Source organism: Mesorhizobium sp. USDA 3734, assembly GCF_056279665.1.
In genome coordinates this window covers 658,392-682,833 of the sequence record NZ_JBWCCW010000001.1, presented here as the reverse complement: position 1 = coordinate 682,833, position 24,442 = coordinate 658,392, and the positions used below count along the sequence as shown (strand labels likewise).

Sequence of the window (24,442 nt, the reverse complement as noted above, 5' to 3'; positions counted from 1 at the left end):
CGCTCAGGCGTCGGGCTGCAGGCGGCGGCGCTTGCGGTCGACACCGAGGCCGGTTGCCTCGAGCAGGCCCTTGCGCTTGGCATCGAAATAGTAGCCCGTCTGGTAGAGCCAGTCGGCCTTCTTGGCATTGCCGCCGGCCACCAGCCAGGCGCCGCGCAGATATTTGACCGCGTATTTCAGATTGGTCTCCGCGTCGAACAGGCCCTTGGCCGGTCCGTCATAGCCCATGCCGCGCGCCGTCGCGTGCTTGATCTGCATCAGCCCCCAATGGCCGTTGTTGTAGGCTTTCGGATTGAAGGTGCTCTCGCGGTTGACGACATGGCGCACCAGGTCCACCGGCACCTGGTAGAGTGCGGCATATTTCTCGATCAGCCGCTCGACATCGCCACGCACGCCTGTTGCGTGTTCTTCCGTCGGCCCGACCGGACCCTGCACCAGGGCGGCTGGGTTCTGCGGCACGACATAGGCGACCTGCTGGACGCCGGGCATCCGGTCACCCTTGGCGGTCGCCGGCATGACGAGCCCCGCGGTCGTATAGGTCTCGGCCGTCGTGACCGGCTCGCTCGCGTTTGCCGGCGGCGGCGCCTGCCAGGCATTGGCGGTCATCACGGCAGGCACCGCTGGTGCCGCTGGCGTCGAACCGGCAAAGGCGGCGGTAGCTGCCACCGGTTGTGCTGCTGGATCGAGCGGCAGCTCGGCCGTCTGAACGGGCGCAATACCGGATGATTCCGGCAGTACCGAAACCGTCTCCGGCAGTGGCACGGTGAAGCCGGCGTCAGTCCCGGCGACGGTCGCGGTTTCGGTAAGAGCAGGCGCGGATTTCATCTGCGAGGTCGACGTGCAACCGCTGATGCCGGCGGCGGCCAGGATCACGCCGATCACGATAAGATTGAATTTTGCTGGCAAGCCGCGCTCGGGTCCGATTTGTCGGGTTGTTAAGAAATCCCTTACACCAGCGATTCATGAGCGGCAATCGGGGCCATCAGGTGGTTTTCGGGTGGCGAGACTTGGCCTCTGATGCCATATTGTTCTGGATATGTACCGGGACGAATCCCGGTTTTCGCCACTTTGCGGAAAGGAACGCATCATGGACACGACATCTTCGATCACGGCCGGCCACGCAGTGTTAGAAACAGTGATCGGTTTCATGGGCATTGCGTGGAGCGAAAAGGGCCTGATCCGGCTCTGCCTGCCCGAACGCAGCCGCGAAGCGGTGGAGCGGCGCCTGCTGCGCCATGGCGGCGTTTCCGCCTCCACGGCCCAGCCGCCATGGGTGGTCGAGCTGATCGCAGCGATCAAGGCCTATGCGGCCGGCGAGGACGTCGATTTCTCCGCTGTGCCGGTCGATCTCGACGGCGTCGACGATTTCCGCCTCGCCATTTACGATGCGGCGCGAAAACTCTCCTTCGGCGAAACCACCACCTATGGTGAGCTGGCCAAAACCGCCGGCCATGCCGGGCTCGCCCGCGAGACTGGCGCCGCCCTTGGCGCCAATCCGGTGCCGCTGGTCATCCCTTGCCATCGCATCCTCGCCGCCGGCGGCAAGATCGGCGGCTTCTCGGCGCCGGGCGGCTCGGTCACCAAGGAGAAGATGCTGGCCATGGAAGGCGTGCGCGTCGGCCCGCCGCCACCGGCGCAGGTTTCCTTCGGGTTTTGATGCAGGCAGGTGTCTAATTATTATGGAAGAACCGCCGACGGAAATGCCGGTCATTGTCCGGTCGCTTGCAGTTGTAGACCGGGCAGGACTTGGTGTCGGCGCTCGGCACGTAGGCGCGCGTCCTCACCTCGCCCATGGTGCAGAATTGCTGGCTCTGCACATAGCGGTCGTAGAGCGGCAATCCCGGCACCCGCGTCGACTGGTAGCGCAGGATGACCGCGCCCTGCCGGGCGATCGTCGCCTGAACCTTGCCGCAGCTCATGCGGGTCGGGTCGTAGCGCGAGACCGCCTGCGCCTCGGCGGCCACCAGCGTCAGGCAGGCGGCAAGCAGAATGGTTTTCATGGTCCTCTCCCCTGATCCGCCGCTCGAGGACAGCGTGATCTGTCGCAACGTTTTCAGCAGATTGGGGCAGCCGTTGGGCAGCACCGCGATCACAGCTTTCTCACGCAGTCTTGTTTTTTATGCGAAACCAGCCTATATGCCTTCCATTGATATTTCGGCCGATCGATCCGGGCCTCGCGATCTTCGCGTTTGCTGACGTCTATCTCCAAAATCTCGATGCACACCGGCTGGACCTCGGTCTGGTCAAACTAAAGCAAATGTTGAAGGACTATCTAAAATGGCAACTGGAACGGTCAAGTGGTTCAACGCCACCAAGGGCTTCGGCTTCATTCAGCCTGACGCGGGCGGCGCGGACGTTTTCGTCCACATCTCCGCTGTCGAGCGTGCTGGACTGTCGACCCTGGTCGAAGGCCAGAAGATCAACTTCGAGATCGAGCAGGACCGCCGCACTGGCAAGTCGTCCGCTGGATCTCTGAGCAAGGCAGCCTGATTTTGCGAAGTGCGCGCGCCGAGCGAGAGTTCGGGGCGGGCGGCAAGTCACGGATGTACTGACAGTCGCGCGAGAAGCGCGCTGGAGCGGAAAGACCCGACAAGCTGGATCAGCAGATAGCTGCCAGCCCGGACCGGACGCTCCCAATCAGGCTACCAAGCATGGGAAGGCGGGATTTATCCCGCCTTTTTGCTGTCTGGGCCTGAGCGAGACGGACGCTGTGTCGCCGCTTACCCCACCCATCCGATCGGCACATGCCCCGGATCGGCCTCCACCCTTTTCAGCCAGGCCGCCACCGCCGGATAGGCGTCGAGCTGGAAGCCGCCCTGCTCCGCCGTATGCGTGTACGCATAGAGCGCGATGTCGGCGACGCTGAGCGCGCCGCCGGCGAAGAAGGCGTTGTTTTCCAGATGCTTGTTCATCACGCCGAGCGCCTTGTTGCCGCGCTCCAGCGTCACCGCCAAGCGCTCCGGGGTTGCATCCCCGGCTCTTTCGGGAAAGGTCAGCAGCGCCTTGCGCACGGCGATGTAGGGTTCGTGGCTGTACTGTTCGAAGAACAGCCATTGATAGGCGAGCCCGCGCTCATATCGGTCGACCGGCAGGAAGCGCGTGCCTTCGGCGAGATAGAGCAGGATGGCATTGGATTCGGCCAGCCGCCGGCCATCGTCGAGCTCGAGCAGCGGCACCATGGCGTTTGGGTTCTTGGCGACATAGTCGGGTTTGCGCGTATCGCCGGTGTGCGAGCTCACCTCGATATTGGTGAAGGCAAGGCCAAGCTTGGCCATCAGCAGGCGCGGCTTGTAGCAATTGCCGCTGTCGATCATGCCGTAAAGTATCATGGCTGTTCCCCGGAGCGCGGTCTCCACTGGCGCAACTATCGCAGCGGCGGCGCCCTCAACCAATGATTTGTTTTGGTACGACGATCAGCGCCGTTGATGTGTGGATACCGGCGCCCTAGCCGAACAGCGGTACCACCTTGTTATCCCTGCCCAGCAGCGTATCGATGGCCAGCGGCTTTTCCTCAACTACCGTGCCGGCAAGCGCGGGGCGGGCGAGAAGAAACCCCTGCAGCAGGTCGACGCCGCCTTCGAGCGCGACGCGCAGATGGATGGGCTGCTCGATGCCTTCGACCAGCACCTTGGCACCACGGTCATGCAGGCTGTTGACCAGCGGGCGGAAGAACCGCTCGGCGGCAGCGTGGCGGCAGAACTCGGCGAACCAGGTGCCGTCGATCTTGACAATGTCGGGCCTGAGCAGGCTCACCCGCTCCTCGGTCGAGTGCCCGGTGCCGAAATCGTCGATGGCGATGCGGATGCCGTCGCGCCGCATTTCGCGCACCAGCCGGGTTAGAAGCGCGTCATCGGCCGCCTGTTCGGTGATTTCGCAAACCAGCATGCCCGGCGCGAGGCCGAACTCGCCGAGGTGCCTGGTCATCAGCCGGATCTCGGCCAGCGCCCGTCCGGGATGGTCGTTGATCAGTGGATTGTAGTTGAAGAACAGGTCGAGCCCGTCGACGCCGATGTTGCGAAAATTCCTGAGATGCAGCGCCCGGCACATGGTCTCGACAAACAGCCGGTCCGAGGCGGCAATGCTTTCGAAGAAAACCCGCGGTGCGCCGGGCCGGCCGGCACGGTGCGGCTCGATCAAGGCTTCGACCGCGACCGCGTGCAGGAACCGGCCGCGCGGCGCGAAAATCGGCTGATAGGCGCTGCGCAGCCGGAATTCGCCATAGATGCCGTATTCGATGCCGACTTCGTCGACCTGGATCGCATCGCCGACATTGCGCCGCCGCTCGAGCCTCATGGCGCCACCCGGCGCCCGAACGCCTTCACCGGCCGCCCCGAATGCGGTGCCGGGGCGGGAGCAGGCGCGTCGTCGACGGCTGCGGCGACGGGTGCCGGCCGGTTCTTGCCGAAAACGCGAAAACTGGTCGGCGCCAGTTCGGGTCGCGCCAGCACGAAACCCTGCACCATCGACGCTCCCGATTTCTCGGCAAGCTCCAATTGCCAGCCCTCCTCGATGCCCTCGAACACCGTGCGGATGCCTTGCTCCTCGAAGCTTTTCACCATGGTGGTCAGCAGCGCGAAACCGGCGCCGGATTCCATCAGCTGCGTGATCCAGTAGGCATCGAACTTGACGATGTCCGGCTTCAGTTCCTTGATGCGGTTGATGTCGGAATCGTCGGCGCCATAATCGTCGACGGCGATGCGAAAGCCGTTGGCTCTCAGTGCCGCGACGAAGTTGTGCAGGGTCTCCTGCGATGTCGACCGCTGCTCGGTCACCTCGCAGACGACGCGGCGCGGATCGATGCCGGCCTCATGCAGCACCAGCCGCATTTCCCGCAAGGCGACGTCGGCAACGGTGCGTTCGGTGAACACCGACGGATCGAAATTGACGAAGATCGACGCCTCCTGCGGCAGGCATGCGCCGGCGTTCAGGAGATGCAGCGTCCTGGTCAGCGCCTCGATATGCAGGCGGTCGGCGGCCGGACAGGTCGAGAAGAAATTCATCGGTGATTGCGGCTCGCCGTCGCGGAACGGCCGGATCAGCCCTTCGAACGCGGCCACCGACAGCTTGCCTTCGTTGAAGGCGAAGATCGGCTGGAAGGCGCTTTGCAGCGTGTAGATGCCCCAGACACCGGTGGAGGTGCCGTCGTCCTGACGGATGATGTGGGCAAGCCCGACGCTGCGCGACACGGTTCCTCGCTCCGCAATTGGTCTGCGATCCTGTCACTCAAGCCTCTACCGCTCGTTAATGAATTTATTGTTGCCGATCACGGCTCCTTGAGACCTGGATCAGCCGACAATGCTTGCACTGCGCGAAATCATGCGACATGAGAAGCGCCGCGGCCGCTCCCGGCCCGCGCCGACCTAGTTTGGAGATATCTGGTCATGGCCTTTCTTGCCGACACTCTTTCCCGCGTGAAGCCTTCCGCCACCATCGCGGTGACGCAGAAAGCGCGCGAGCTGAAAAATGCCGGCCGTGACATTATCGGCCTCGGCGCCGGCGAGCCGGATTTCGACACGCCAGACAACATCAAGAATGCGGCGATCGAGGCGATCCGCCGTGGCGAGACCAAGTATCCGCCGGTTTCGGGCATCGTGCCGCTGCGCGAGGCGATCTCGAAAAAGTTCAAGCGCGAGAACAATCTCGACTACAAGCCCGAGCAGACCATCGTCGGCACCGGCGGCAAGCAGATTCTGTTCAACGCCTTCATGGCGACGCTGAACCCCGGCGACGAGGTCGTCATCCCCCGCCCCTACTGGGTCAGCTATCCAGAGATGGTGGCGATCTGCGGCGGCACCTCGGTATTTGCCGACACCTCGATCGACAATGGCTTCAAGCTGACCGCTTCCGTGCTGGAAAGGGCGATCACGCCGAAGACCAAATGGCTGCTGATGAACTCGCCGTCGAACCCGTCGGGCGCAGCCTACACCGAGGCCGAACTGCGCGCGCTCGCCGACGTGCTGTTGAAGCATCCGCATGTCTGGACGCTGACCGACGACATGTACGAGCACCTGACCTATGGCGACTTCGTCTTCAAGACCATCGCCGAGGTCGAGCCGAAACTCTACGAGCGCACCCTGACCATGAACGGCGTGTCGAAAGCCTATGCCATGACCGGCTGGCGCATCGGCTATGCCGCGGGTCCCGTCCAGCTGATCAAGGCGATGGACATGATCCAGGGCCAGCAGACATCGGGCGCCTGCACCATCGCGCAATGGGCTTCCGTCGAGGCGCTGAACGGCCCGCAGGACTTCATCGCCAGGAACAAGGCGATCTTTCAAGGCAGGCGCGACCTTGTCGTGTCGATGCTCAACCAGGCCCGCGGCATCACCTGTCCGTCGCCGGAAGGCGCCTTCTACGTCTATCCCTCCTGCGCCCAGCTGATCGGCAAGAAGACCAGGGCCGGCAAGCTGATCGACACCGACGAAACCTTCTGCTCGGAACTGCTCGAGGCCGAGGGTGTCGCGGTGGTGTTCGGCTCGGCCTTCGGCCTTGGCCCCAACTTCCGCATCTCCTACGCCACCTCGGAGACGCTACTGGAAGAGGCCTGCACGCGCATCCAGCGTTTTACGGCATCGCTGACCTGATCGGCGCACGGCATCGCAATCAATGAAAACCCGGCTCGACGCCGGGTTTTTGGCTCAGCCCCTCAGCCGCCATATTGCTCCGCAGTCACCGCCTCCAGCCAATCGGCATGGACGCCATCGATTGCCTCCTGCATGGCGATATGCGTCATCGCCGATTTCGGCGCCGCGCCATGCCAGTGCTTTTCGCCTGGCGCGAACGAGATGACGTCGCCGGCCCTGATCTCCTGAATCGGTTCGCCCCAGGTCTGCGCGAGACCGGCCCCCACGGTGACATAAAGCGTCTGGCCAAGCGGATGCGTGTGCCAGTGGGTGCGCGCGCCCGGCTCGAAGCTGACCAGCGTGGCCCGCAGCCGCGCCGGCGCCTCCTTCTCGATGATGGGCGTCTGCAGCACCCGGCCGGTGAAGTATTTTTCTGGCGCTATGACGGTCGGCACGCTGCCGCAGGCAATGATCTTCATGGTCGATGGTCCTTGATCTGTGACGGGCTCGCGGCAGGACACCGCCTCTCGTGGCATTGGCGCAATGACATTGGCGCAAGCCGGCACCTTCCTCCGATATGCCGCGGCGTGCAACTGCGATCGGCCTTCTCCGCCACCCTGCCGGCATCCGCGGCAGGCTTCTTAACCATGAACGTTCGATCACCGGCACGGGCGGGTCAAATCGCCGGCCAGGCGTGGTCGCCTCAAGGGCTTTTTAACGCCTGCCCTCTAGCCCTTGCCGGCGGGTGCAGGGGTGATGAGATGAGCATACTGGCGACGATCAGGGACCACAGCGGCCGCATCTATCGCGGCATTCAATTGTTGCTTTTGATCAGCATCGGCGCCGCGGTGCTCGGCGCTTTCGATATCTCGCAAAACCTGCCTTCGGGCGCCTCTTTCACTGTCTCGATCCTGGCCACCGGCCTGGCCCTGCTGGCGCTGATGTACATGCGCAGCAGTGTCGTCCATTGCTTGCGGTCGGCGGCCGCCGCGGAGGCGGAAAAACATCATTTCCTGACCAGGGACGCGATGACGGGGGCGATGACCCGCCGCTATTTCCTCGAGGCGCTTCATGACAGTCTCGGCAGCATGCGCGACCGGCGCGATGCGACCTTGCTGCTGATCGACTTTGATCACTTCAAGCAGCTCAACGACACGTTCGGGCATCAGTTCGGCGACCTCGCCTTGGCGTATCTGGTCAAGACGTCAGAGCGCATCTTTGCCGGCGGCCTGGTCGGACGGCTCGGCGGCGACGAGTTCGGTGTCATCATTCCCCACAGCGATCTCGCCGCCATCAACAAGGATATCAGGCAATTGCTGGATGCCATGCGGGCCGGCAAATCGCATGAAGGCAAGACCATCCCGCTCTCCATTTCCATCGGCGTGGCACTGGCGCCGACACATGCCTCCAGCACGACGGAACTGATGCTGGTTGCCGACCTGGCGCTCTATGAAAGCAAGGCGGCGGGCCGTGGCCGCGTCACCGTGTTCGACGAGGAGATGCTGTCCGACAAGCGCTATCGTCGCCTGGTCGAACGGGAGCTGCGTGCGGCCGTCTATCTCGGCGAACTCGAACTGCACTACCAGCCGATCGTCAACCCGGACGGTTCCGCCTATGGCTTCGAAGGGCTGATCCGCTGGCGCCATCCGGTTCGCGGCCTGATCTCGCCGGCCGAATTCATTCCGATCGCCGAGCGATCGACCCTGATCGACATGCTTGGCGAATGGGTGTTCAAGCGGGCTTGCGCCGACATCAGCCACTTCCCCGGTCGCCGCATCTCCATCAACGTCTCCGGCGAACAGCTGAAGCGCGACGAGATCGTCGCCATGTGCGACCGCGTGTTGAAGGAGACCGGCCGTTCCGCCGCGCAATTCGTCATCGAGATCACCGAGACGGTGGCGACCGCCGCCACGCCCGAGATCCTGCGGCGCCTCGAAGCGCTGCGCGGCCTCGGCTTCCACATCGCGCTCGACGATTTCGGCACCGGCCATTGCGGCTTTAACTATCTGAAGACCTTGCCCATCGACAGCATCAAGATCGACCGCTCCTACATCCGCAGCCTTGCCCATGACCAGGTGGCGCAGATCTTCGTTTCGGCGCTGGCACAGATCGCGCGCATCCAGGACGTCACCATCGTCGCCGAGGGCGTCGAGACGCAAGAAGAGTTCGCCCTCGCCAAGGCCGCTGGCTGCAATCGGTTCCAGGGCTATTTCTTCGGCAGGCCGGCACCGCGCGACAAGGTTGCTTCCCTGCTCGCCGTCCATGCCGGGCCGTTGGCGCTGAGCGCCTGACGCAGCGGCAGAGTGCAAAATTCTATTTTTCTTGCCCTGCCGGCAAACAAGTGGGACGATGGCTTTGGGCAGGTGGCACTTGAAAAGAACCCCGCCCGCGACGGTCGAACAGGCCGGCCGCCGCTCAGGACCGATTGACCACGCCTGAACCATGCATGCCAGTCGGTCCTACGGGAAACGCCTGAGTGGAGGTCAGTCATGGGTACTCGCGCCGGAGGACGACGCACGGGACCGAAATGCATTGCCATAGTCGGTCCCTTTGCAAGCGGTAAGACGACACTTCTCGAAGCCATATTGGCCCGTACGGGCTCAATTCCCCGACAAAATCCCGTTTCATCAGGCAACACAGTTTCGGATCATTCGCCCGAGGCGCGCGCCCACGCCATGAGCGTCGAGGCGACAATCGCCACCACCGAATTCATGGGCGAGCAGATCACCTTCGTCGACTGTCCCGGCTCCATCGAATTCTCCTTCGAGGCCGAGCCGGTTCTGGCCGCCTGCGACCTCGCGGTGGTCGTAGCCGAGGCCGACGAAAAGAAGATCCCTGCCCTGCAGCTGATCATGCGCAAGCTCGACGATCTCGGCGTGCCGCGCATCCTGTTCCTCAACAAGGTCGACAAGGCAATCGCCGGTGTGCGCGACACGCTGAAGATGCTGCAGCCGGCCAGTGCCGTGCCGTTGCTGCTGCGCCAGATTCCGCTGCGCAAGGATGGCGTCGTCATCGGCTCGATCGATCTGGCGCTGGAGCGCGCCTACATCTATCGCGAATATGCCGAAAGCGAGGTGGCTGAGATACCCGGCGACGACAAGGCGCGCGAACTCGAGGCGCGCTTCTCCATGCTGGAAACGCTGGCCGACCATGACGACCAGTTGATGGAACAACTGCTCGAGGAGATCGAGCCACCCAAGGACGCGATCTTTGACGATCTCGCCGCCGACCTGCGCGACGGCGCGGTAACGCCGGTGCTGATCGGCACCGCCGAGAAAGGCAACGGCGTGCTGCGCCTCCTGAAGGCGATCCGCCACGACGCGCCGGACATCGAGGCGACTCGCAGGCGGCTCGGCGCACCCGACGGCGCGGCGACCTTGGTCCAGGTGATGAAGACCATCCACACGCCGCATGGCGGCAAGCTGTCGGTGTCGCGCGTCCTCTCCGGTCAGGTCGTCGACGGCTCCGAACTCTGGCTGCCCGGCGGCGACACGGCCAAGGTCTCAGGCATCTACCGGATGCTCGGCAAGGACCAGTCCAAGCTGACCATCGCCAAGGCCGGCGACACGGTGGCGCTGGGCAAGCTGGACGAGGTCAAGACCGGCCAGACGCTGAGCTCGGCCAAGGGCGGCGCCAAACAGCTGTTCCAGTTCGAGCCGCCGCAACCGGTGTTCGCCTTCGCGCTGCGCCCCAAGGAGCGCAAGGACGAAGTGAAGATGTCAGCCGCCATCCAGCGGCTGGCCGAGGAAGACCCATCGCTCAGCCTGCGCCACAACCAGGACTCGGCCGAAACCGTGCTGTCGGGCCATGGCGAGATGCATCTGCGTGTCGTACGCGAGCGGCTGGAAGGCAAGAACCAGATACCGGTCGAAGGCCATGCGCCGGCGGTGCCCTATCGCGAGACGATCCGCAAACCGGCGCAGCAGCGCGGCCGGCACAAGAAACAGTCCGGCGGCCATGGCCAGTTCGGCGACGTGGTGATCGAGATCAAGCCGCTGCCGCGCGGCTCCGGCTTCCAGTTCACCGACACCATCACCGGCGGCGTCGTGCCGAAGACCTACATCCAGTCGGTCGAAACTGGCGTGCGCGATTATCTGAAGTCCGGGCCGCTCGGCTTTCCCGTCGTCGATGTCGCCGTCAACCTGTCGGACGGCTCCTACCATGCGGTCGATTCCTCCGACATGGCCTTCCAGATGGCGGCACGGCTGGCGATGAAGGAAGGCATGGCCGCTTGCTCGCCTGTGCTTCTGGAACCGGTGATGAGGGTCGAGATCGTCACACCGTCCGACGCCACCTCGAAGATCATCGCACTCATCCCGCAGCGGCGCGGCCAGATCCTCGGCTATGACGCGCGGCCTGACTGGCAGGGCTGGGATGTCGTCGAAGCAACCATGCCGCAAGCCGAGATCGGCGACCTCATCATCGAGTTGCGCTCGGCGACCGCAGGGGTCGCCAGCTACCGTGCCGTCTTCGACCACATGGCCGAACTCACCGGCCGTCTGGCCGACGAGGCGATGAACACCAACGGCAAGGCTGCCTGACCCGTAGCATCATCACACGCCCCTCGAACCTCGGTTCGAGGGGCAAAAAGAAAACGACGCCCGACGGGGACCGGGCGTCGTTTTGTTCGCGGACCGTTTCCTTGGGAGGTAAAACGGCAGGTCCGCCGCATTTGATGCCGCCGAACTTTGGCGGAAGAAACGGTTCGGACGCGGTAGCCGCCTGAGCCCGGGCCGTACGAGTGATGCCCCCATCTCCCGTTCGAACCACACCGCGTCCTATGCTGTAGATAGCAGGTCGCGAGCGTCCGGGATATGTTACCAGAGGTTACATGTCACTGTTACGTGGCAATTGTGATGGAGTTTTTGGCCGACCCAGCAGGGCACAGGCAACAAAAAAGCCGGATCAACGAAGATCCGGCTGAGTTTGATTGGAAGTGCCTGTTAAGGCTAACCTCCAGAGGGGAACACTCGAGGGCGCTAATGGGAGGAGAACGCGCCCAAGAGATGATCTATATATGTGCTCATCATGCCCAAGAAACAAGCATCTATTTTGCAACACACGCATGCAAAAAGACGCAGGCTGTGGTCTAACCCATTCCAGGAGCCAATAGGACCAGCAGAATCGTCCAAATGAAGCGCTGAACCGGGCGATTGTCACTAGAGAATCGCAAACCGCCGCCGGTTTTTGCCCCAGATTGCCAAAACCGCGTGATGATGTGGAAGCAGGCAGCAGGCGTTCATTTCCAAGGCAATCGGGGAGGAAGCAGCCAATGCGGACGTTTTCGGCGATCGCCGGCAGCGCGGCCTTCTTCATTGCAGCACCCTGCGTGGTTGCCGGGCTGGTGCCCTGGTTGTTGACGGGTCGCTGGGGCCTGCCGTGGTCAAGCCAGCCGGGCTTTGTCCCCGTTGGCGGGCTCCTGATCGTCGCAGCTATCGCTGTGCTGCTGCATGCCTTCGGTCGCTTTGCGCTCGAGGGCCTCGGCACGCCCGCTCCGGTCGCCCCGACCGAGCGGCTGGTGATCGGCGGCATCTACCGCCATGTCCGCAACCCGATGTATGTCGCCGTGCTGTCGATCATCCTCGGCCAGGCGCTGCTGTTCTCGAGCTGGACGCTGGCTGCCTATGCCGTCATCGGCGCGATTGCCATGGGCTCCTTCGTCCGGTTCTACGAGGAGCCGACATTGGCCCACCGCTACGGCGCCGAATACGAGACCTACCGCCGCAACGTGCCCGGCTGGCTGCCTCGGCTGACGCCTTGGCGAGGCTAAATTAGATCGAAGCAGAGCCACATGGGGCATGTTGAGATTCAGGTCAGGCCGAGCGAGACCGGAGGATTGCGAGAACCGGAACGGGGCGGACATTTGGGTCCGTGAGTACCGGACGCACAGGAAGCCTTTGTTAGCAGGCCGGCATCACCCGAATATCGATATGCCCCTCAGAAGGACCAGCTTCGGGCCTTGGCGATGATGAAATCGCGGAATACGTGCAGCTTGGCCTGGTTCTTCATCGCGTCGGGATAGGCGAAATAGGTGTCGAAGGACGGCACTTCGGTCTCCGGCAGCAATTGCACCAGGTCGGAGTCCTTGCTGATCACATAGTCGGGCAGCATGGCGATGCCGGCACCGCCCTGCACCGCACGCTTGATCGACAAGATGTCGTTGATCTGCAGCGTCGGCACCCTTTGTCCGCCGTCGAAATCGCCGACCGTTTCCAGCCAGTTCAGCTCCGACAGATGCGAGGGCACGGGCACGCCGAAGGTAACGATGCGATGGGCCTTCAGCTCGGCGACCGAAGCCGGCTTGCCGTGCTTGGCGACATAGGAAGGCGCCGCGTAGAGGTGGAAATGCACGGTGAACAGGCGACGCTGGATCAGGTCCGGCTGCTGCGGCTGGCGCAGCCGGATGGCGCAATCGGCCTGGCGCATGGTGAGGTCGAGTTCCTCGTTGGCGAGGATCAGCTGCAGACTGATTTCGGGATAGAGCTCGATGAACTCCTGCACCCGCTCTGTCAGCCAGCCGGCGCCCAGCCCAACCGTCGTCGTCACCCGGAGCACGCCGGAGGGGCGGTCCTTGGTCTCGGTCAGCCGTGACTTGATCGTCTCGAGCTTCATCAGCACGTCGTGCGCCGTGCGGAACAGCATTTCGCCCTGCTCGGTCAGCACCAGCCCGCGGGCGTGACGGTTGAACAGCGGCACGCCGACATCATGCTCGAGCGCGCTGACCTGCCGCGAGATCGCCGATTGCGACAGATGCAATGTCTCGGCCGCATGGGTAAACGACCCTGCCTCCGCCGCAGCGTGAAACACGCGTAGCTTGTCCCAGTCCAACGCCATGATACCCCTCGTTCTGTTTTGGCGTCTGAATGAAAAATCAGGCTTTTACACGGCGTTTCCAAGCCGCTCTCTGAACTCTCTACTCGGCCGCTTCGCGGTGCACTTCGATGCCGGCCAGATACTTCTCCGCCTCGAGTGCGGCCATGCAGCCGAGCCCTGCCGCCGTCACCGCCTGGCGGTAGATGTCGTCGGTCACATCGCCGGCCGCGAACACGCCGGGCACGTCGGTGCGGGTCGAATCCGGCGCCGTCCACAGATAGCCGTTCGGCTTCTGCTTCAGCTTGCCGGCGAACAGTTCGACCGCCGGTGCATGGCCGATCGCCACGAACACGCCGTCGATCTTCAGATGCGTTTCCTCGCCGGTCACCGCGTTGCGCAGCTTCAGGCCTTCGACCGAGGGTGGCAGCGGCGTCTTGCCGGGACGGCCGGTGATCTCGTCGACGATCGTGTCCCAGATGACGCGGACATTGTCCTTCTTCAGCAGCCGCTCGCGCAGGATGCGCTCTGCGCGGAAATCGTTGCGCCGATGGATGACCGTTACGCTCTTGGCGAGGTTCGACAGATAGAGCGCCTCTTCCACCGCCGAATTGCCGCCGCCGATCACCGCGACATCCTTGCCGCGATAGAAGAAACCGTCGCAGGTGGCGCAGGCCGAGACGCCGAAACCCATGAAGGTCTGTTCGGTCGGGATGCCCAGCCATTTCGCTTGCGCGCCGGTGGCGATGATCAGCGCGTCGGCGGTGTAGGTGGTGCCGGAATCGCCCTTGGCGCGGAACGGCCGCACATTGAGGTCGACCTCGGTGATGATGTCGTTGATGATGTCGGTGCCGACATGCTCGGCCTGCTTCAGCATCTGCTCCATGAGCCACGGACCCTGGATAGGGTCGGCGAAGCCGGGATAGTTCTCGACATCGGTGGTGATCATCAATTGGCCGCCCTGCTGCAGGCCGGCGACCAGCATCGGCTTCAGCATGGCACGGGCGGCGTAAACCGCCGCCGTATAGCCGGCCGGGCCGGAACCGATGATGAGAACGGGCGCGTGCTTGGTGGTCATCTAGAAGCCTCTGCGGAGGGGTTGCCAGCAATTGCGGCATGGAAAACTCGTCGATATCGCGCGTAATGTAAGTGTTGCCCACGACGCCAGCAAGGCAAGTTGGCATTCGTCCCCGGAAAGCTTTGTCGCACCCTGTTGCCCGCTTGATCCTGCGAAATATTCCGGGTGAGGGATGGAATGGACAGCGAAGTCGTTTAATTACAAAATCACGCAAGATTCTTGCGCGCTGCCCCTGACTTCTCGAGAGCCCTCATGCCGCTCAAGGCCGACCTCGACGCCATCGACTGGAAGATCCTGCGCGAACTGCAGGGCGACGGCCGCATGACCAATGTCGAACTGTCGAACCGCGTCGGCATTTCGGCGCCGCCATGCCTGCGCCGCGTCAAGCGGCTGGAGGAAGCCGGCATCATCCGCGGCTACCGCGCTTTGCTCAATGCACCGGCGCTCGGCCTCGATGTCGTCGCCTTCTGCCTGATCGGCCTGCATCACCAGGCCGACGCCGAGCTGCGCACCTTTGCCGAACGCACCCGCGGCTGGCCGATCGTGCGCGACGCCTGGATGGTGTCGGGCGAATCCGATTTCCTGCTGCATTGCGTGGCGAGCGACCTCGGCGCCTTCCAGACCTTCGTCATCGAGGAGCTGACCTCGACCCCCAATGTCGACACGGTGCGCACCGCGCTCACCATCCGCCGGGTCAAGGATGAAGGGCTGGTCTCGTTTGCACAGACTTGAGCCGGTTGACCGCCAGCGCCACATCGGACCTGGCGGATGCGGGTCGCGGGTTTCGCCATATCAGGGCCGCTTTGGCATTCGATAGGCTGTAGTGTAGAAAGCCGGATCGCTCTGCCGTGGCCCGCTCTGTTGGTTTCCTAGAGCAATTCCAGAAAAAGTGTGTAACGCTTTTCCCGGGAATAGCGCTTGGGGATTGCGTAAAAACAGATGGCGCAAAGCAGTGCAAATTCCGAGAACAGTGTGCCTTGGGGTGGGACCATGACTCGATTTGCTAGCCCGGTTTCGGCGCTGGTCATCTGCATGAACGAAGCCGACATGATCGGCCAGTGCCTGGAAAGCGTCGACTTCTGCGCCGAGATCATCGTCGTCGATTCGGGCTCGACGGACGGCACCCTGGACGTCGTCCAGGAGTTCATCGCCAAGGGCTACCCGATAAGGCTGTTTCACAACGACTGGCCAGGATTTCCACGCCAGCGGCAATTCGCCCTCGATCAGGCCACGCAGCCATGGTGCCTTTCGATTGAAGCCGATGAAGCCATCGACGACCTGCTCAGGCAGTCGATCATGGACGTGACGCAGCCTCGCAATGTCGGCTTCGACGGATGGTACATAAGGCGCCGCGACAAGCTGAAGGGCTATGGCTATGCGCACCGCTGGGTGCTGCACAACAGGCTGCTGCGTCTTTTCCGCCGAGACAAGGCCACCATGGACCTCAACTTGCGGGTTCATGAATCGTTCGAGGTGCCAGGCGAAACCGGCACGATTGAAAATGGCGTGCTGCTGCACCGCCGCGAAATGACCATCGCGGAGGACCTGGCCAGGGCCAACACCTACTCCAGCCTCAAGGTTGCCACGCTGGTCGAACGAGGCAAGAAGCCTGGCCTGGTAAAACTGGTGCTGTCGCCGCTCGGCAACTTCCTGAAATTCTACCTGGCCAAGCGCTACTTCCTGTGCGGCCGGCATGGCTTCATCTATTCGATGATGGTGATGGTGTATTCGTTCGCCACCGAGGCCAAGCTCTATGAAGCCTGGCGAGACAACGATCCGGCATGAGCCATCACGGCTCGCCTGACGCAGCACCAAGTGCCGCTATTGCGGCGAGCAGGCCGTTGAAATCCTCGCGGTCGCGCCAGGACCTGACAGTGAAGCCCGATTGAACAGGCGCTTGCCCGTCGACCAGCCAGCCCTGTGAGAGGCCGGCGCGCTGTCCCGCCTCCATGTCGGCCTGCTTGTCGCCAACGATCAGCGAACGCTTCAGATCGAGGCCGAGGCGTTTGGCCGCCTCCAGCAGCATGCCCGGATTGGGCTTGCGCATCGGATGATCGGCGACCCCAAGCGGGCCGGAGCCCGCTTCGTGATAGGCGCAGGCGACGACCAGATCCACGAACGCATTGTCGGCGCGCAACAGGTCGAGCACACGGCCATTGACGGCGGCGAAATCGCCCCAGCCGTAATAGCCGCGCGCGATGCCCGACTGGTTGGTGACGATGATGACGGGAATGCCGGCCCGGTTGGCGGCAGCGATCGCCGCGGCGATATCCGCGCGCAGCACCATTTCGGCCGGATCGTCGGGATAACCGGTGTCGACATTGATGGTGCCGTCACGGTCGAGGAACAGCGCCGGCGCACCGTCGGGAAACACCGTCCGGCCGACCCGCTCGACCCATAGGCCTGGCTCCACCAGCGGAAAGGGGCCGGACGTCGCGGAGTCAGCCATTGCTGAGACGCGCTTCGACCACCTCGCACAGATAATGATAGAGGCACAGATGCCCCTGCTGGATGATCGGCGTCGAGGTCGACGGCACGTTGAGCAGGATGTCGGACAGTGGCTTGAGCTTGCCGCCGGTGTCGCCGGTCAGGCTGATCACCGTCATGTCCATCATCCGCGCCTGTTCGGCGGCGGCGAGGATGCTCGGCGAATTGCCGCTGGTCGAGATTGCCAGAAGCACACCGCCGGCCGCGCCATGCGCCTCGACCTGGCGCGAAAACACCGTGTCGAAGCCATAGTCGTTGCCCCAGGCGGTCAGCACGGCGGCATTGGCCGGCAGCGCGATGACGTTGTAGGCCTTGCGCTCCTTGAGGAAGCGGCCGACCAGCTCGCCGGCAATGTGGATGGCGTCGCTGGCCGAACCGCCATTGCCAGCGATCAGCAAGGCTTTCCCCGACGAAAGCGCCGTCACGACGGCGCTCGCCGCCCGCTCCATCTCGCTGGTGAGGTCGCGCTCGACCATGGCGGTGATAGCAGCCGCCGAGCGGACCAGGTAATCGTTCAAGTCGGACATGAAACCCTCAGTTTGTGGTGCCGCCGGCGCGCAATTTGCCAATGGTGTTGGTGGTGCTCTTGCCGGCGACGAGATCGACCAGCACGACGCGTCCGCCGGCCCTCTGCACCACATCGGCGCCGACCACGGTGTCGACCGTGTAGTCGGCGCCCTTGACCAGTATGTCTGGCAGCAAGGCCTCGATCAGCGCCAGCGGCGTATCTTCCTCGAACACCACGACCGCATCGACCGAGGCAAGTGCTGCCAGCACGCAGGCGCGGTCGTGCTGGTCGTTGACCGGACGGCCAGCGCCTTTCAGGCGCCGCACCGAGGCGTCGCTGTTGAGGCCGAGCACCAGCCGGTCGCACTGGCTGCGCGCAGCATGCAGCAGGCTGACATGGCCGGCATGCAGGATGTCGAAGCAGCCATTGGTGAAGCCGACGCTCAAACCTTCTTCCTTCCACGCCGCGACCATGCGCGCGGCCGATGTGGCATCGAGGATGGCGTTCTTGTGGGCGGTCGGCCCGTGTGAGCGAAACAGCGCGCCGGTGAGCTCCTCGACCGTCAGCCGGGCGGTGCCCCGCTTGCCCACCACGACGCCGCCTGCGGCGTTGGCGATCGAGGCAGCCATGACGGTATCGGCGCCTACGGCCAACGCCAGCGCGAAGCTCGCGATCACCGTGTCGCCGGCGCCCGAAACGTCGAACACTTCCCGCGCCTGGGTAGCGATGTGGCGTGCCTCGGTTGGGCCGACCACGCTCATGCCCTTTTCGCTGCGCGTCGCGACGACGAAGTCGAAATCGTGTGCCGAAATCAGCTGGCGTGCCGCAGCCACAATCTCGTCATCGGCGAACACCGCATGGCCGACGGCCTCGCCAAGTTCCTTGCGGTTGGGGGTGATGGCGGTCGCCCTGGCATAGCGCGCATAGTCGCGGCCCTTCGGATCGACCAGAACCGGTTTTCCCGCCTCGCGGCAGATGGCGATCAGATCAGCGGCGACGCCGTCGAGCAGGATGCCCTTTCCGTAATCGGACAGGATGACGATGTCGGCGCGCGGCAATGCATCGCGGAAATGCCGGATCAGGCCGGCGCGCTCCGCAGCACCCAGCGGCTTGATTTCCTCCTCGTCGAAGCGCAGCACCTGCTGGTTGAGCGCACTGAAGCGGCTCTTCGACGAGGTCATGCGGCCGCGATCCTGCGACAGGCCAGCCGTGTCGACGCCAAGCTCGCCGAGCATCCGCACCAGGCTGTCGCCCGCCACATCGGTGCCGATTACCGAGACGGGAACAGCGGTAGCACCGAGCGAAACGATGTTGGCCACGACATTGCCGGCGCCGCCCATCGTCGAGGTCTCGCCGCGCCCGTGTAGCACCGGGATCGGCGCCTCCGGCGAGATCCGCTCGATGACGCCGTTGACGAAACGGTCGAGGATGAAGTCGCCGACCACCAGCACGGTGGCCTGGCCGAACCGCGCAATGGCGCGGTGCAGGGGTTCGGGGGAAGGCGGATTGTGCTTGATCATGTCACTGGCAACGCATGGAAAAGGCCGATTTCAATCTTGCTGGTCATCATCGTCAGACGGGCCGGATCGTTCATGGCCCAGATCGTTCATGGCGAAAGCCGATATACCGCAAATCCATGCAGTGCAACGGCAGGGCGTGACCGCGAAGGCCCGGGCGGTCAGCTCTTCTGCAAGGCGACATGGACACCCAGTCCAACCAGCACCGCGCCGCCGGCCCGCTGCATCAGCCGCTGTGCGCGGCTCGAACGCCGCAAACGACCGATCACGGCGCCCGCCAGGAACACGCAGACGACATCGGCCGAAGAGAACATCAAATTGACTGTTGTGCCCAACACGACGAATTGCAGCCAGACCGGAAACGCCGCCGAGGCATCGATGAACTGCGGCAGGAATGCCATGAAGAAGATCGCCGTCTTCGGATTGAGCACCTCGACGGTGATGCTCTCGAAAAAGGCACGTCGTGCAGATTTGCGCTCGATCGCGGGCAGCGCCGTATCGCCGTCCACGCGCTTGCGGAACAACGAGACGCCGAGCCAGATCAGGTAGAGCGCGCCGACCAGCTTGACCGCCATGTAGAGCGTCGGCACGGCGTGAAACAGCACCGACAGCCCGGCGGCAGCAGCGAAGACATGCACATAGCCGCCCAGATGAATGCCAAGTGCCGCCGTCAGGCCGGACCAGCGGCCACGCGCCATCGTCTGCGCCGCGGCGTAGAGCATGGCTGGGCCGGGAATGTAGGCGAAGATCGCCGTGGTGGCGAAAAACGCCAGCAGCAGTTCAGTCGACGGCATTTTCTTTGTCCCTCACGATCATGCCGGGCGGCACGAACCGACTGAAGCGGAAGCTTTGCGGCGCCACTGTGACATCCGCTTCGTTGCCTGCTTTATCGACAGCCCACCCTGCCTCCCTTATAAGGGCCGGAATCGGCAAGTGAAACGCGTATCAGGGCCAACCACATGATCATCGTCACGGGCGGCGCCGGCATGATCGGCTCCAACATCGTCGCCGCGCTGAATGCCGAGGGGCATGACGACATCCTCGTCGTCGACGACCTCACCGACGGCCACAAGATCGCCAATCTCGCCGACTTGCAGGTCGCCGACTATCTCGACAAGGATGATTTCCTGCCCCGCATGGAGGCCGGCTCGCTCGGCCGCATCGAGGCCGTCTTCCACCAGGGTGCCTGCTCGACCACCACCGAGTGGAACGGCAAATTCATGATGGAGGTGAATTACGCCTTCTCGAAGCGGCTGCTGCATGCAAGCCAGGCGCTGCGCGTGCCCTTCCTCTACGCCTCCTCGGCTTCCGTCTATGGCGGCGGCTCGGAGTTCCGCGAGGATTCCACGCTCGAGCGGCCGCTCAACGTCTATGCCTATTCGAAAAAACTGTTCGACGACTATGTCAGGCGAACGGTGTTCGCCGGGCGCACCGTCTTCGACACCGACCATTCGCAGGTCGCGGGCCTGCGCTACTTCAACGTCTATGGCCCGCGCGAAGCGCACAAGGGCGCCATGGCCTCGGTCGCCTTCCATCTGTTCAACCAGGTCGAACGGGGAGAGAACCCGAAGCTGTTCGGCGCCTATGACGGCTTCGGGCCCGGCGAGCAAAGCCGCGACTTCATCCATGTCGGCGATGTCGCCGACGTCAATCTGTGGCTGTGGAAGCGTGGTTCGAGCGGTATCTTCAATTGCGGCACCGGCCGCGCCCAGCCTTTCCGCGCCATCGCTGAAACGGTGATCGACACGCTGGGCAAGGGTGAGATCGAGTTCATCACCTTCCCCGACCACCTCAAGGGCAGCTACCAGAGCTTTACGCAAGCTGATATGTCCCGTTTGCGCGCGGCCGGTTACAATGGCCAGTTCCGGACAGTGGAAACCGGTGTCAGAGACTATGTCGAATGGCTGAAAGCCCAACGATCCTCGTGATCGGCCCACGCTGGGTGGGCGACATGGTGATGGCGCAGTGCCTGTTTTCGGCGCTGAAGGAGTTGCATCCCAACGCCGCCATCGATGTGCTGGCACCGGCCTGGGCCGCGCCGCTGGTCAAGCGCATGCCCGAAATCCGCCAGCAGATCGACTTTCCGCTCAAACCCGGCGCGCTCGAATTCACCCATCGCCGCCGCTTCGGCCGCCTGCTGCGCGGCCGCTACGACATGGCCTACATCCTGCCGGGTAGCTGGAAATCGGCACTGATCCCGTTCTTTGCCCGCATTCCGCGCCGTATCGGCAATCTGCGCGAGATGCGCTATGGCCTGTTGACCGACATCGTGCCGCTGCCCGACAGCGTCAAACGACGCACCGCGCAGGCCTATTTCGGCCTCGCCCAGGGCGGCAGCTTCCGGGCGCCCCGGCTGAGCGTGGACACGAAAAACCAGGTCGCCCTGCTCGACCGTTTCGGGCTGGCGCCGCAAAAATTCGTGGCACTGATGCCTGGCGCCGAATTCGGCCCGGCCAAGCGCTGGCCGAGTGAAAGCTATGCCGGGCTTGCCCGCGATTTCATGCGTAAAGGTTTGAAGGTCGCGCTGTTCGGTTCGAAGAACGACCGCGACGTGACGGCGGAGATCGCGGCCCTTGCCCCTGGCGTCGTCGACCTCGCCGGGCAGACGCGGCTGGAGGACGCCATCGACCTGATATCGGCCGCAAGGCTGGCAGTGTCCAACGACAGCGGGCTGATGCATGTCGCGGCCGCCGTCGGCACGCCGATCGTTGCCGTCTATGGCTCGACCTCGCCTGAGAACACGCCGCCGCTGGCCGAGCGTCGGGAACTGGTCTGGCTCGGCCTGTCCTGCTCGCCCTGCCACCAGAAGGTCTGCCCGCTCGGCCACCTCAACTGCCTGAAGACGCTTGAAGTCGGCCAGGTCGCGGCGGCAGCAGACCGACTGCTGGAAATCCCGGCCGCGGCATGAAGGTGCTGATCGTCAAGACATCCTCGATGGGCGATGTCATCCACACCTTTCCGGCCGTCGAGGATGCCAGCCTTAGTCGACCCGATGTGACCTTCGACTGGTGCGTGGAAGAGGCATTCGCCGGCATCGTCGCGCTCCACCCGGCGATCGACAGGATCCACACGGTAGCGATCCGGCGCTGGCGCAAGGCGCTGCTCGACGGCGGTACCTGGCGCGAGGCGGCTGCCTTGCGCCGCATCTTGCGCGATTGCCGCTACGACCTGGTCATCGATGCGCAAGGCCTGCTGAAATCGGCTCTGGTGGCAAGACAAGCGGGCGCACCCGTTGCCGGCTTCGACCGCTCCAGCGCGCGCGAACCCTCGGCGACGCTGTTCTACGACGTCACCTATGCCGTGCCGCGCGACCTGCACGCCATCGAGCGGACGCGGCGGCTGTTCGGCCTGGCGCTCGGCTATCAGCCCGATCTTTCGACGCTGGACTCCGGCATCGTGCCGCCCACCGGCACTCTGGCCGGTATTTCTGGAAAAACCGCCTTCCTGCTGCACGGCACCAGCCGCGAAGACAAGAAATGGCCCGTCCACGACTGGATCGAAACCGCCCGCCTCGTTGTGGATCGGGGCATGACGCCGGTCACCACCTGGTCAAATGAGCGTGAGAAGACCGTGGCCGAAGCGATCGCGAAAGCCGTTGCGTCAACGGTCGTGGTGCCGAAATCGCCGCTTGCCGAAATCGCCGCCATCATCGGCCGCTCGACGCTGGTCATCGGCGCCGACACCGGGCTGACCCACCTCGCCAGCGCCTTCGGCCTGCCGACGGTCGCGGTGTTCCTGGCGACCGAGCCCGGCCTCACCGGTCCGCGCGGGCCCTATGCATCGACGCTCTTGGCAGTGCCTGGGGAGAGTGTGATGCCGGCGGAGGTGGTAGTCGAGGCAGAGAGGTTGCTGGAGCTTAGTCAGGCCAGCGTTAGTAGAGGTTGATTTATCCAATCAATTCAATCGGAAGGCCGGAGCTGCCCCTCATCCGCCTGCCGGCACCTTCTCCCCGTATAATGACAGGGAGAAGGGATCTGAATGCAGAGTAAGCGCCTATTCTGCGACGCTGAAAATTAGCGAAATCATTGATGAGAGCGTCTTTCTCCCCGTCACTATACGGGGAGAAATGCCCGGCAGGGCAATGAGGGGCAGCGCAGGCATTGGCTTGAAAAGCACAGATCCGCGCGCCCTCAATTCCCTAGATGAACTGCACCTGGACGATCTCATACCCCCTGGCACCGCCCGGCGCATTGACCTCGATGGCGTCGCCGACTTCCTTGCCGATGAGCGCACGCGCGATCGGCGAGGAGATCGAGATGCGGCCCGACTTCACGTCCGCTTCCTGGTCGCCGACGATACGGTAGGTCTTCTTTTCCTCGGTGTCCTCGTCGACCAGCACCACGGTGGCACCGAACTTGATCTTGTCGCCGCTGAGCTTGCTGACATCGATCACCTCGGCGCGCGCGATATAATCCTCAAGCTCGTTGACGCGGCCTTCGTTGAGGCTCTGCGCCTCTTTGGCGGCATGATACTCGGCATTTTCGGACAGGTCGCCATGCGAGCGCGCTTCGGAGATCGCCTCGATGATGCGCGGCCGCTCTTCCTGCTGGCGCCAGCGCAGCTCTTCCTTCAATGACGCGAACCCCTCGCCTGTCATCGGGACCTTGTTCATGATGCCTGACCTTTCCTGCTGCCACCCCCGCGTTTCGGGGAAAGCCTTGTCGATGGGTACAAAAAGAAAACGGTCCGGCAGCCTCGGGCTAACGGAACCGTTTCACCGCAATTTCCCTGAATATAGCAATCTTCGCGGGTTTTTCACGCCCAAAAATCGGTTTTGCAAAAATCATCCCCGCTTTCATCGATCGGGGGGCGGCTAATGAGACCGAGGGGGAACAAAAAAGCGGCCGCGATCGCTCGCGGCCGCTTCGAAGAGCCCTCGGGGCTTTTCAACTCCTCATGAAATGGTCGATCTGCTCGGCCAGCATCCCGTATTCGCGCGAACCCTTGCCGGTCCGCTTCTCGATTTCCATCAACTGCTGCCGGGCGCCGGCCAGATCGCCGATCTGCAGATGCGCTTCGCCGAGATATTCGCGCACCAGCGTATAGTTGGGATCGATGCGCAGCGCTTCCTCGTAATAGCCGAGGCCGACGGTGACGCGGCCGGAATGGCGATGCGAATAGCCGAGATAGTTGAGGATGCGCGGATCCTGCTTGTTGGCGGCGAGGCTGAGCACGGCGATCGCCTCGTCATAACGCCCGGCCATCGCCAGCGCGTGGCCTGCATCATAGATGCTGTCGTCGTCGAGCATGCCTTCCTGGGGTGCGACGCACTTTTTCTTCTTCTTGTCCCAGACCTGGCCCTTTTTGCACTGGGTGACGGTCTGATCGCTGCCGCCGCCACTGCCCGCGGCAAACACCGGAACGGCAAGGAACTGCAGCGCTACAAGGGCAGTCGCCGCCTGGATCAGCATTCTTTTATGCATCGAAGCCTCCTTGAGGGGTGAGAATGCAACACTAACGCCAAGCGCCAGCCGTTTCA

Annotated in this window: 25 protein-coding genes; 11 read left to right on the top strand and 14 right to left on the bottom strand. The window is 63.5% G+C overall.

Going from position 1 to position 24,442, the window contains the following annotated elements:
* Positions 1–3: 3 nt before the first annotated feature.
* Positions 4–906 (bottom strand): transglycosylase SLT domain-containing protein, encoded by a 903-nt coding sequence (locus ACZ89F_RS03390; RefSeq protein WP_476090394.1) that lies wholly within the window; start codon positions 904–906, stop codon positions 4–6.
* 181 nt (positions 907–1,087) lie between these two features.
* Here ACZ89F_RS03390 and ACZ89F_RS03385 point away from each other — a divergent pair, with 181 nt between their 5' ends.
* Entirely contained in the window at positions 1,088–1,657 is a 570-nt protein-coding gene (locus ACZ89F_RS03385) for a methylated-DNA--[protein]-cysteine S-methyltransferase (protein ID WP_476090393.1), read from the top strand.
* A gap of 13 nt (positions 1,658–1,670) precedes the next feature.
* On the opposite strand, the gene ACZ89F_RS03380 is transcribed toward ACZ89F_RS03385, so the two are convergent.
* On the bottom strand, positions 1,671–2,000 hold the full coding sequence (locus ACZ89F_RS03380; RefSeq protein ID WP_109661289.1) for a hypothetical protein: 330 nt from the start codon (positions 1,998–2,000) through the stop codon (positions 1,671–1,673).
* A gap of 277 nt (positions 2,001–2,277) precedes the next feature.
* Between ACZ89F_RS03380 and ACZ89F_RS03375 the strand changes: the two genes are divergently transcribed.
* Positions 2,278–2,490, top strand: coding sequence for a cold-shock protein (locus ACZ89F_RS03375; protein WP_010910991.1), 213 nt, complete (start codon positions 2,278–2,280; stop codon positions 2,488–2,490).
* A gap of 230 nt (positions 2,491–2,720) precedes the next feature.
* On the opposite strand, the gene ACZ89F_RS03370 is transcribed toward ACZ89F_RS03375, so the two are convergent.
* The 3 genes from ACZ89F_RS03370 to ACZ89F_RS03360 all read right to left on the bottom strand — a co-directional run bounded on the left by ACZ89F_RS03370 (position 2,721) and on the right by ACZ89F_RS03360 (position 5,186).
* On the bottom strand, positions 2,721–3,329 hold the full coding sequence (locus ACZ89F_RS03370) for a glutathione S-transferase family protein (RefSeq protein ID WP_476090392.1): 609 nt from the start codon (positions 3,327–3,329) through the stop codon (positions 2,721–2,723).
* 115 nt (positions 3,330–3,444) lie between these two features.
* Positions 3,445–4,293, bottom strand: a complete 849-nt coding sequence (locus tag ACZ89F_RS03365; RefSeq protein WP_476090391.1) for an EAL domain-containing protein — start codon at positions 4,291–4,293, stop codon at positions 3,445–3,447.
* Complete coding sequence (locus tag ACZ89F_RS03360; protein WP_476090390.1) at positions 4,290–5,186, bottom strand: EAL domain-containing protein; 897 nt, start codon at positions 5,184–5,186, stop codon at positions 4,290–4,292. Before ACZ89F_RS03360 ends, ACZ89F_RS03365 begins: the two co-directional genes overlap by 4 nt.
* Positions 5,187–5,381: 195 nt before the next feature.
* Here ACZ89F_RS03360 and ACZ89F_RS03355 point away from each other — a divergent pair, with 195 nt between their 5' ends.
* Positions 5,382–6,584: a pyridoxal phosphate-dependent aminotransferase gene (locus ACZ89F_RS03355; protein WP_476090389.1), complete on the top strand. Its 1,203-nt coding sequence runs from the start codon at positions 5,382–5,384 to the stop codon at positions 6,582–6,584.
* Between the two features lie 62 nt (positions 6,585–6,646).
* Here ACZ89F_RS03355 and ACZ89F_RS03350 read toward each other — a convergent pair whose 3' ends face one another.
* Complete coding sequence (locus ACZ89F_RS03350) at positions 6,647–7,042, bottom strand: (R)-mandelonitrile lyase (protein WP_476090388.1); 396 nt, start codon at positions 7,040–7,042, stop codon at positions 6,647–6,649.
* Positions 7,043–7,324: 282 nt separating this feature from the next.
* Between ACZ89F_RS03350 and ACZ89F_RS03345 the strand changes: the two genes are divergently transcribed.
* The 3 genes from ACZ89F_RS03345 (at position 7,325) to ACZ89F_RS03335 (ending at position 12,333) form a co-directional block, all read left to right on the top strand.
* Positions 7,325–8,854 carry a putative bifunctional diguanylate cyclase/phosphodiesterase gene (locus ACZ89F_RS03345; RefSeq protein ID WP_476090387.1) on the top strand — a complete coding sequence of 510 codons (1,530 nt, stop codon included), beginning with the start codon at positions 7,325–7,327 and terminating at the stop codon, positions 8,852–8,854.
* A gap of 198 nt (positions 8,855–9,052) precedes the next feature.
* Positions 9,053–11,104 carry an elongation factor G gene (locus ACZ89F_RS03340; RefSeq protein ID WP_476090386.1) on the top strand — a complete coding sequence of 684 codons (2,052 nt, stop codon included), beginning with the start codon at positions 9,053–9,055 and terminating at the stop codon, positions 11,102–11,104.
* A gap of 731 nt (positions 11,105–11,835) precedes the next feature.
* Positions 11,836–12,333: a methyltransferase family protein gene (locus tag ACZ89F_RS03335; protein ID WP_476090385.1), complete on the top strand. Its 498-nt coding sequence runs from the start codon at positions 11,836–11,838 to the stop codon at positions 12,331–12,333.
* A gap of 167 nt (positions 12,334–12,500) precedes the next feature.
* Here the strand turns inward: ACZ89F_RS03335 and ACZ89F_RS03330 are convergent, their stop codons facing one another.
* On the bottom strand, positions 12,501–13,397 hold the full coding sequence (locus ACZ89F_RS03330) for a LysR family transcriptional regulator (RefSeq protein ID WP_378981989.1): 897 nt from the start codon (positions 13,395–13,397) through the stop codon (positions 12,501–12,503).
* 79 nt (positions 13,398–13,476) lie between these two features.
* Positions 13,477–14,451 carry a thioredoxin-disulfide reductase gene (gene trxB, locus ACZ89F_RS03325; protein WP_056595425.1) on the bottom strand — a complete coding sequence of 325 codons (975 nt, stop codon included), beginning with the start codon at positions 14,449–14,451 and terminating at the stop codon, positions 13,477–13,479.
* 252 nt (positions 14,452–14,703) lie between these two features.
* On the opposite strand from trxB, the gene ACZ89F_RS03320 reads away from it, so the two are divergent.
* Complete coding sequence (locus tag ACZ89F_RS03320; protein ID WP_476090384.1) at positions 14,704–15,183, top strand: Lrp/AsnC family transcriptional regulator; 480 nt, start codon at positions 14,704–14,706, stop codon at positions 15,181–15,183.
* 258 nt (positions 15,184–15,441) lie between these two features.
* Positions 15,442–16,236: a glycosyltransferase family 2 protein gene (locus tag ACZ89F_RS03315; RefSeq protein ID WP_476090383.1), complete on the top strand. Its 795-nt coding sequence runs from the start codon at positions 15,442–15,444 to the stop codon at positions 16,234–16,236.
* 4 nt (positions 16,237–16,240) lie between these two features.
* Here ACZ89F_RS03315 and ACZ89F_RS03310 read toward each other — a convergent pair whose 3' ends face one another.
* The 4 genes from ACZ89F_RS03310 to ACZ89F_RS03295 all read right to left on the bottom strand — a co-directional run bounded on the left by ACZ89F_RS03310 (position 16,241) and on the right by ACZ89F_RS03295 (position 19,757).
* On the bottom strand, positions 16,241–16,900 hold the full coding sequence (locus ACZ89F_RS03310; protein WP_476090382.1) for an HAD-IIIA family hydrolase: 660 nt from the start codon (positions 16,898–16,900) through the stop codon (positions 16,241–16,243).
* Complete coding sequence (locus ACZ89F_RS03305) at positions 16,893–17,465, bottom strand: D-sedoheptulose-7-phosphate isomerase (RefSeq protein WP_476090381.1); 573 nt, start codon at positions 17,463–17,465, stop codon at positions 16,893–16,895. Before ACZ89F_RS03305 ends, ACZ89F_RS03310 begins: the two co-directional genes overlap by 8 nt.
* Positions 17,466–17,472: 7 nt before the next feature.
* Complete coding sequence (gene rfaE1, locus ACZ89F_RS03300; protein WP_476090380.1) at positions 17,473–18,966, bottom strand: D-glycero-beta-D-manno-heptose-7-phosphate kinase; 1,494 nt, start codon at positions 18,964–18,966, stop codon at positions 17,473–17,475.
* 158 nt (positions 18,967–19,124) lie between these two features.
* Complete coding sequence (locus ACZ89F_RS03295; RefSeq protein ID WP_476090379.1) at positions 19,125–19,757, bottom strand: LysE family translocator; 633 nt, start codon at positions 19,755–19,757, stop codon at positions 19,125–19,127.
* Positions 19,758–19,922: 165 nt separating this feature from the next.
* Here ACZ89F_RS03295 and rfaD point away from each other — a divergent pair, with 165 nt between their 5' ends.
* The 3 genes from rfaD to waaC are packed head-to-tail and all read left to right on the top strand — an operon-like array spanning position 19,923 to position 22,848.
* Entirely contained in the window at positions 19,923–20,891 is a 969-nt protein-coding gene (rfaD, locus tag ACZ89F_RS03290) for an ADP-glyceromanno-heptose 6-epimerase (RefSeq protein WP_476090378.1), read from the top strand.
* Positions 20,864–21,871 (top strand): lipopolysaccharide heptosyltransferase II, encoded by a 1,008-nt coding sequence (gene waaF, locus ACZ89F_RS03285; protein WP_476090377.1) that lies wholly within the window; start codon positions 20,864–20,866, stop codon positions 21,869–21,871. The genes rfaD and waaF overlap by 28 nt, the downstream gene beginning before the upstream one ends.
* Complete coding sequence (gene waaC, locus ACZ89F_RS03280) at positions 21,868–22,848, top strand: lipopolysaccharide heptosyltransferase I (protein ID WP_476090376.1); 981 nt, start codon at positions 21,868–21,870, stop codon at positions 22,846–22,848. Before waaF ends, waaC begins: the two co-directional genes overlap by 4 nt.
* A 253-nt stretch (positions 22,849–23,101) precedes the next feature.
* On the opposite strand, the gene greA is transcribed toward waaC, so the two are convergent.
* Positions 23,102–23,575 (bottom strand): transcription elongation factor GreA, encoded by a 474-nt coding sequence (gene greA / locus ACZ89F_RS03275; protein ID WP_013530066.1) that lies wholly within the window; start codon positions 23,573–23,575, stop codon positions 23,102–23,104.
* 274 nt (positions 23,576–23,849) lie between these two features.
* Complete coding sequence (locus ACZ89F_RS03270; RefSeq protein WP_476090375.1) at positions 23,850–24,386, bottom strand: tetratricopeptide repeat protein; 537 nt, start codon at positions 24,384–24,386, stop codon at positions 23,850–23,852.
* Positions 24,387–24,442: the final 56 nt, after the last annotated feature.

Coding starts and splice junctions, on each gene's coding strand:
- ACZ89F_RS03385 (WP_476090393.1), top strand. CDS start 1,088: ATGGACACGACATCTTCGATCACGGCCGGCCACGCAGTGTTAGAAACA.
- ACZ89F_RS03380 (WP_109661289.1), bottom strand. CDS start 2,000: ATGAAAACCATTCTGCTTGCCGCCTGCCTGACGCTGGTGGCCGCCGAG.
- ACZ89F_RS03375 (WP_010910991.1), top strand. CDS start 2,278: ATGGCAACTGGAACGGTCAAGTGGTTCAACGCCACCAAGGGCTTCGGC.
- ACZ89F_RS03370 (WP_476090392.1), bottom strand. CDS start 3,329: ATGATACTTTACGGCATGATCGACAGCGGCAATTGCTACAAGCCGCGC.
- ACZ89F_RS03365 (WP_476090391.1), bottom strand. CDS start 4,293: ATGAGGCTCGAGCGGCGGCGCAATGTCGGCGATGCGATCCAGGTCGAC.
- ACZ89F_RS03355 (WP_476090389.1), top strand. CDS start 5,382: ATGGCCTTTCTTGCCGACACTCTTTCCCGCGTGAAGCCTTCCGCCACC.
- ACZ89F_RS03350 (WP_476090388.1), bottom strand. CDS start 7,042: ATGAAGATCATTGCCTGCGGCAGCGTGCCGACCGTCATAGCGCCAGAA.
- ACZ89F_RS03345 (WP_476090387.1), top strand. CDS start 7,325: ATGAGCATACTGGCGACGATCAGGGACCACAGCGGCCGCATCTATCGC.
- ACZ89F_RS03340 (WP_476090386.1), top strand. CDS start 9,053: ATGGGTACTCGCGCCGGAGGACGACGCACGGGACCGAAATGCATTGCC.
- ACZ89F_RS03335 (WP_476090385.1), top strand. CDS start 11,836: ATGCGGACGTTTTCGGCGATCGCCGGCAGCGCGGCCTTCTTCATTGCA.
- ACZ89F_RS03330 (WP_378981989.1), bottom strand. CDS start 13,397: ATGGCGTTGGACTGGGACAAGCTACGCGTGTTTCACGCTGCGGCGGAG.
- trxB (WP_056595425.1), bottom strand. CDS start 14,451: ATGACCACCAAGCACGCGCCCGTTCTCATCATCGGTTCCGGCCCGGCC.
- ACZ89F_RS03320 (WP_476090384.1), top strand. CDS start 14,704: ATGCCGCTCAAGGCCGACCTCGACGCCATCGACTGGAAGATCCTGCGC.
- ACZ89F_RS03315 (WP_476090383.1), top strand. CDS start 15,442: ATGACTCGATTTGCTAGCCCGGTTTCGGCGCTGGTCATCTGCATGAAC.
- ACZ89F_RS03310 (WP_476090382.1), bottom strand. CDS start 16,900: ATGGCTGACTCCGCGACGTCCGGCCCCTTTCCGCTGGTGGAGCCAGGC.
- ACZ89F_RS03305 (WP_476090381.1), bottom strand. CDS start 17,465: ATGTCCGACTTGAACGATTACCTGGTCCGCTCGGCGGCTGCTATCACC.
- rfaE1 (WP_476090380.1), bottom strand. CDS start 18,966: ATGATCAAGCACAATCCGCCTTCCCCCGAACCCCTGCACCGCGCCATT.
- ACZ89F_RS03295 (WP_476090379.1), bottom strand. CDS start 19,757: ATGCCGTCGACTGAACTGCTGCTGGCGTTTTTCGCCACCACGGCGATC.
- rfaD (WP_476090378.1), top strand. CDS start 19,923: ATGATCATCGTCACGGGCGGCGCCGGCATGATCGGCTCCAACATCGTC.
- waaF (WP_476090377.1), top strand. CDS start 20,864: ATGGCTGAAAGCCCAACGATCCTCGTGATCGGCCCACGCTGGGTGGGC.
- waaC (WP_476090376.1), top strand. CDS start 21,868: ATGAAGGTGCTGATCGTCAAGACATCCTCGATGGGCGATGTCATCCAC.
- greA (WP_013530066.1), bottom strand. CDS start 23,575: ATGAACAAGGTCCCGATGACAGGCGAGGGGTTCGCGTCATTGAAGGAA.
- ACZ89F_RS03270 (WP_476090375.1), bottom strand. CDS start 24,386: ATGCATAAAAGAATGCTGATCCAGGCGGCGACTGCCCTTGTAGCGCTG.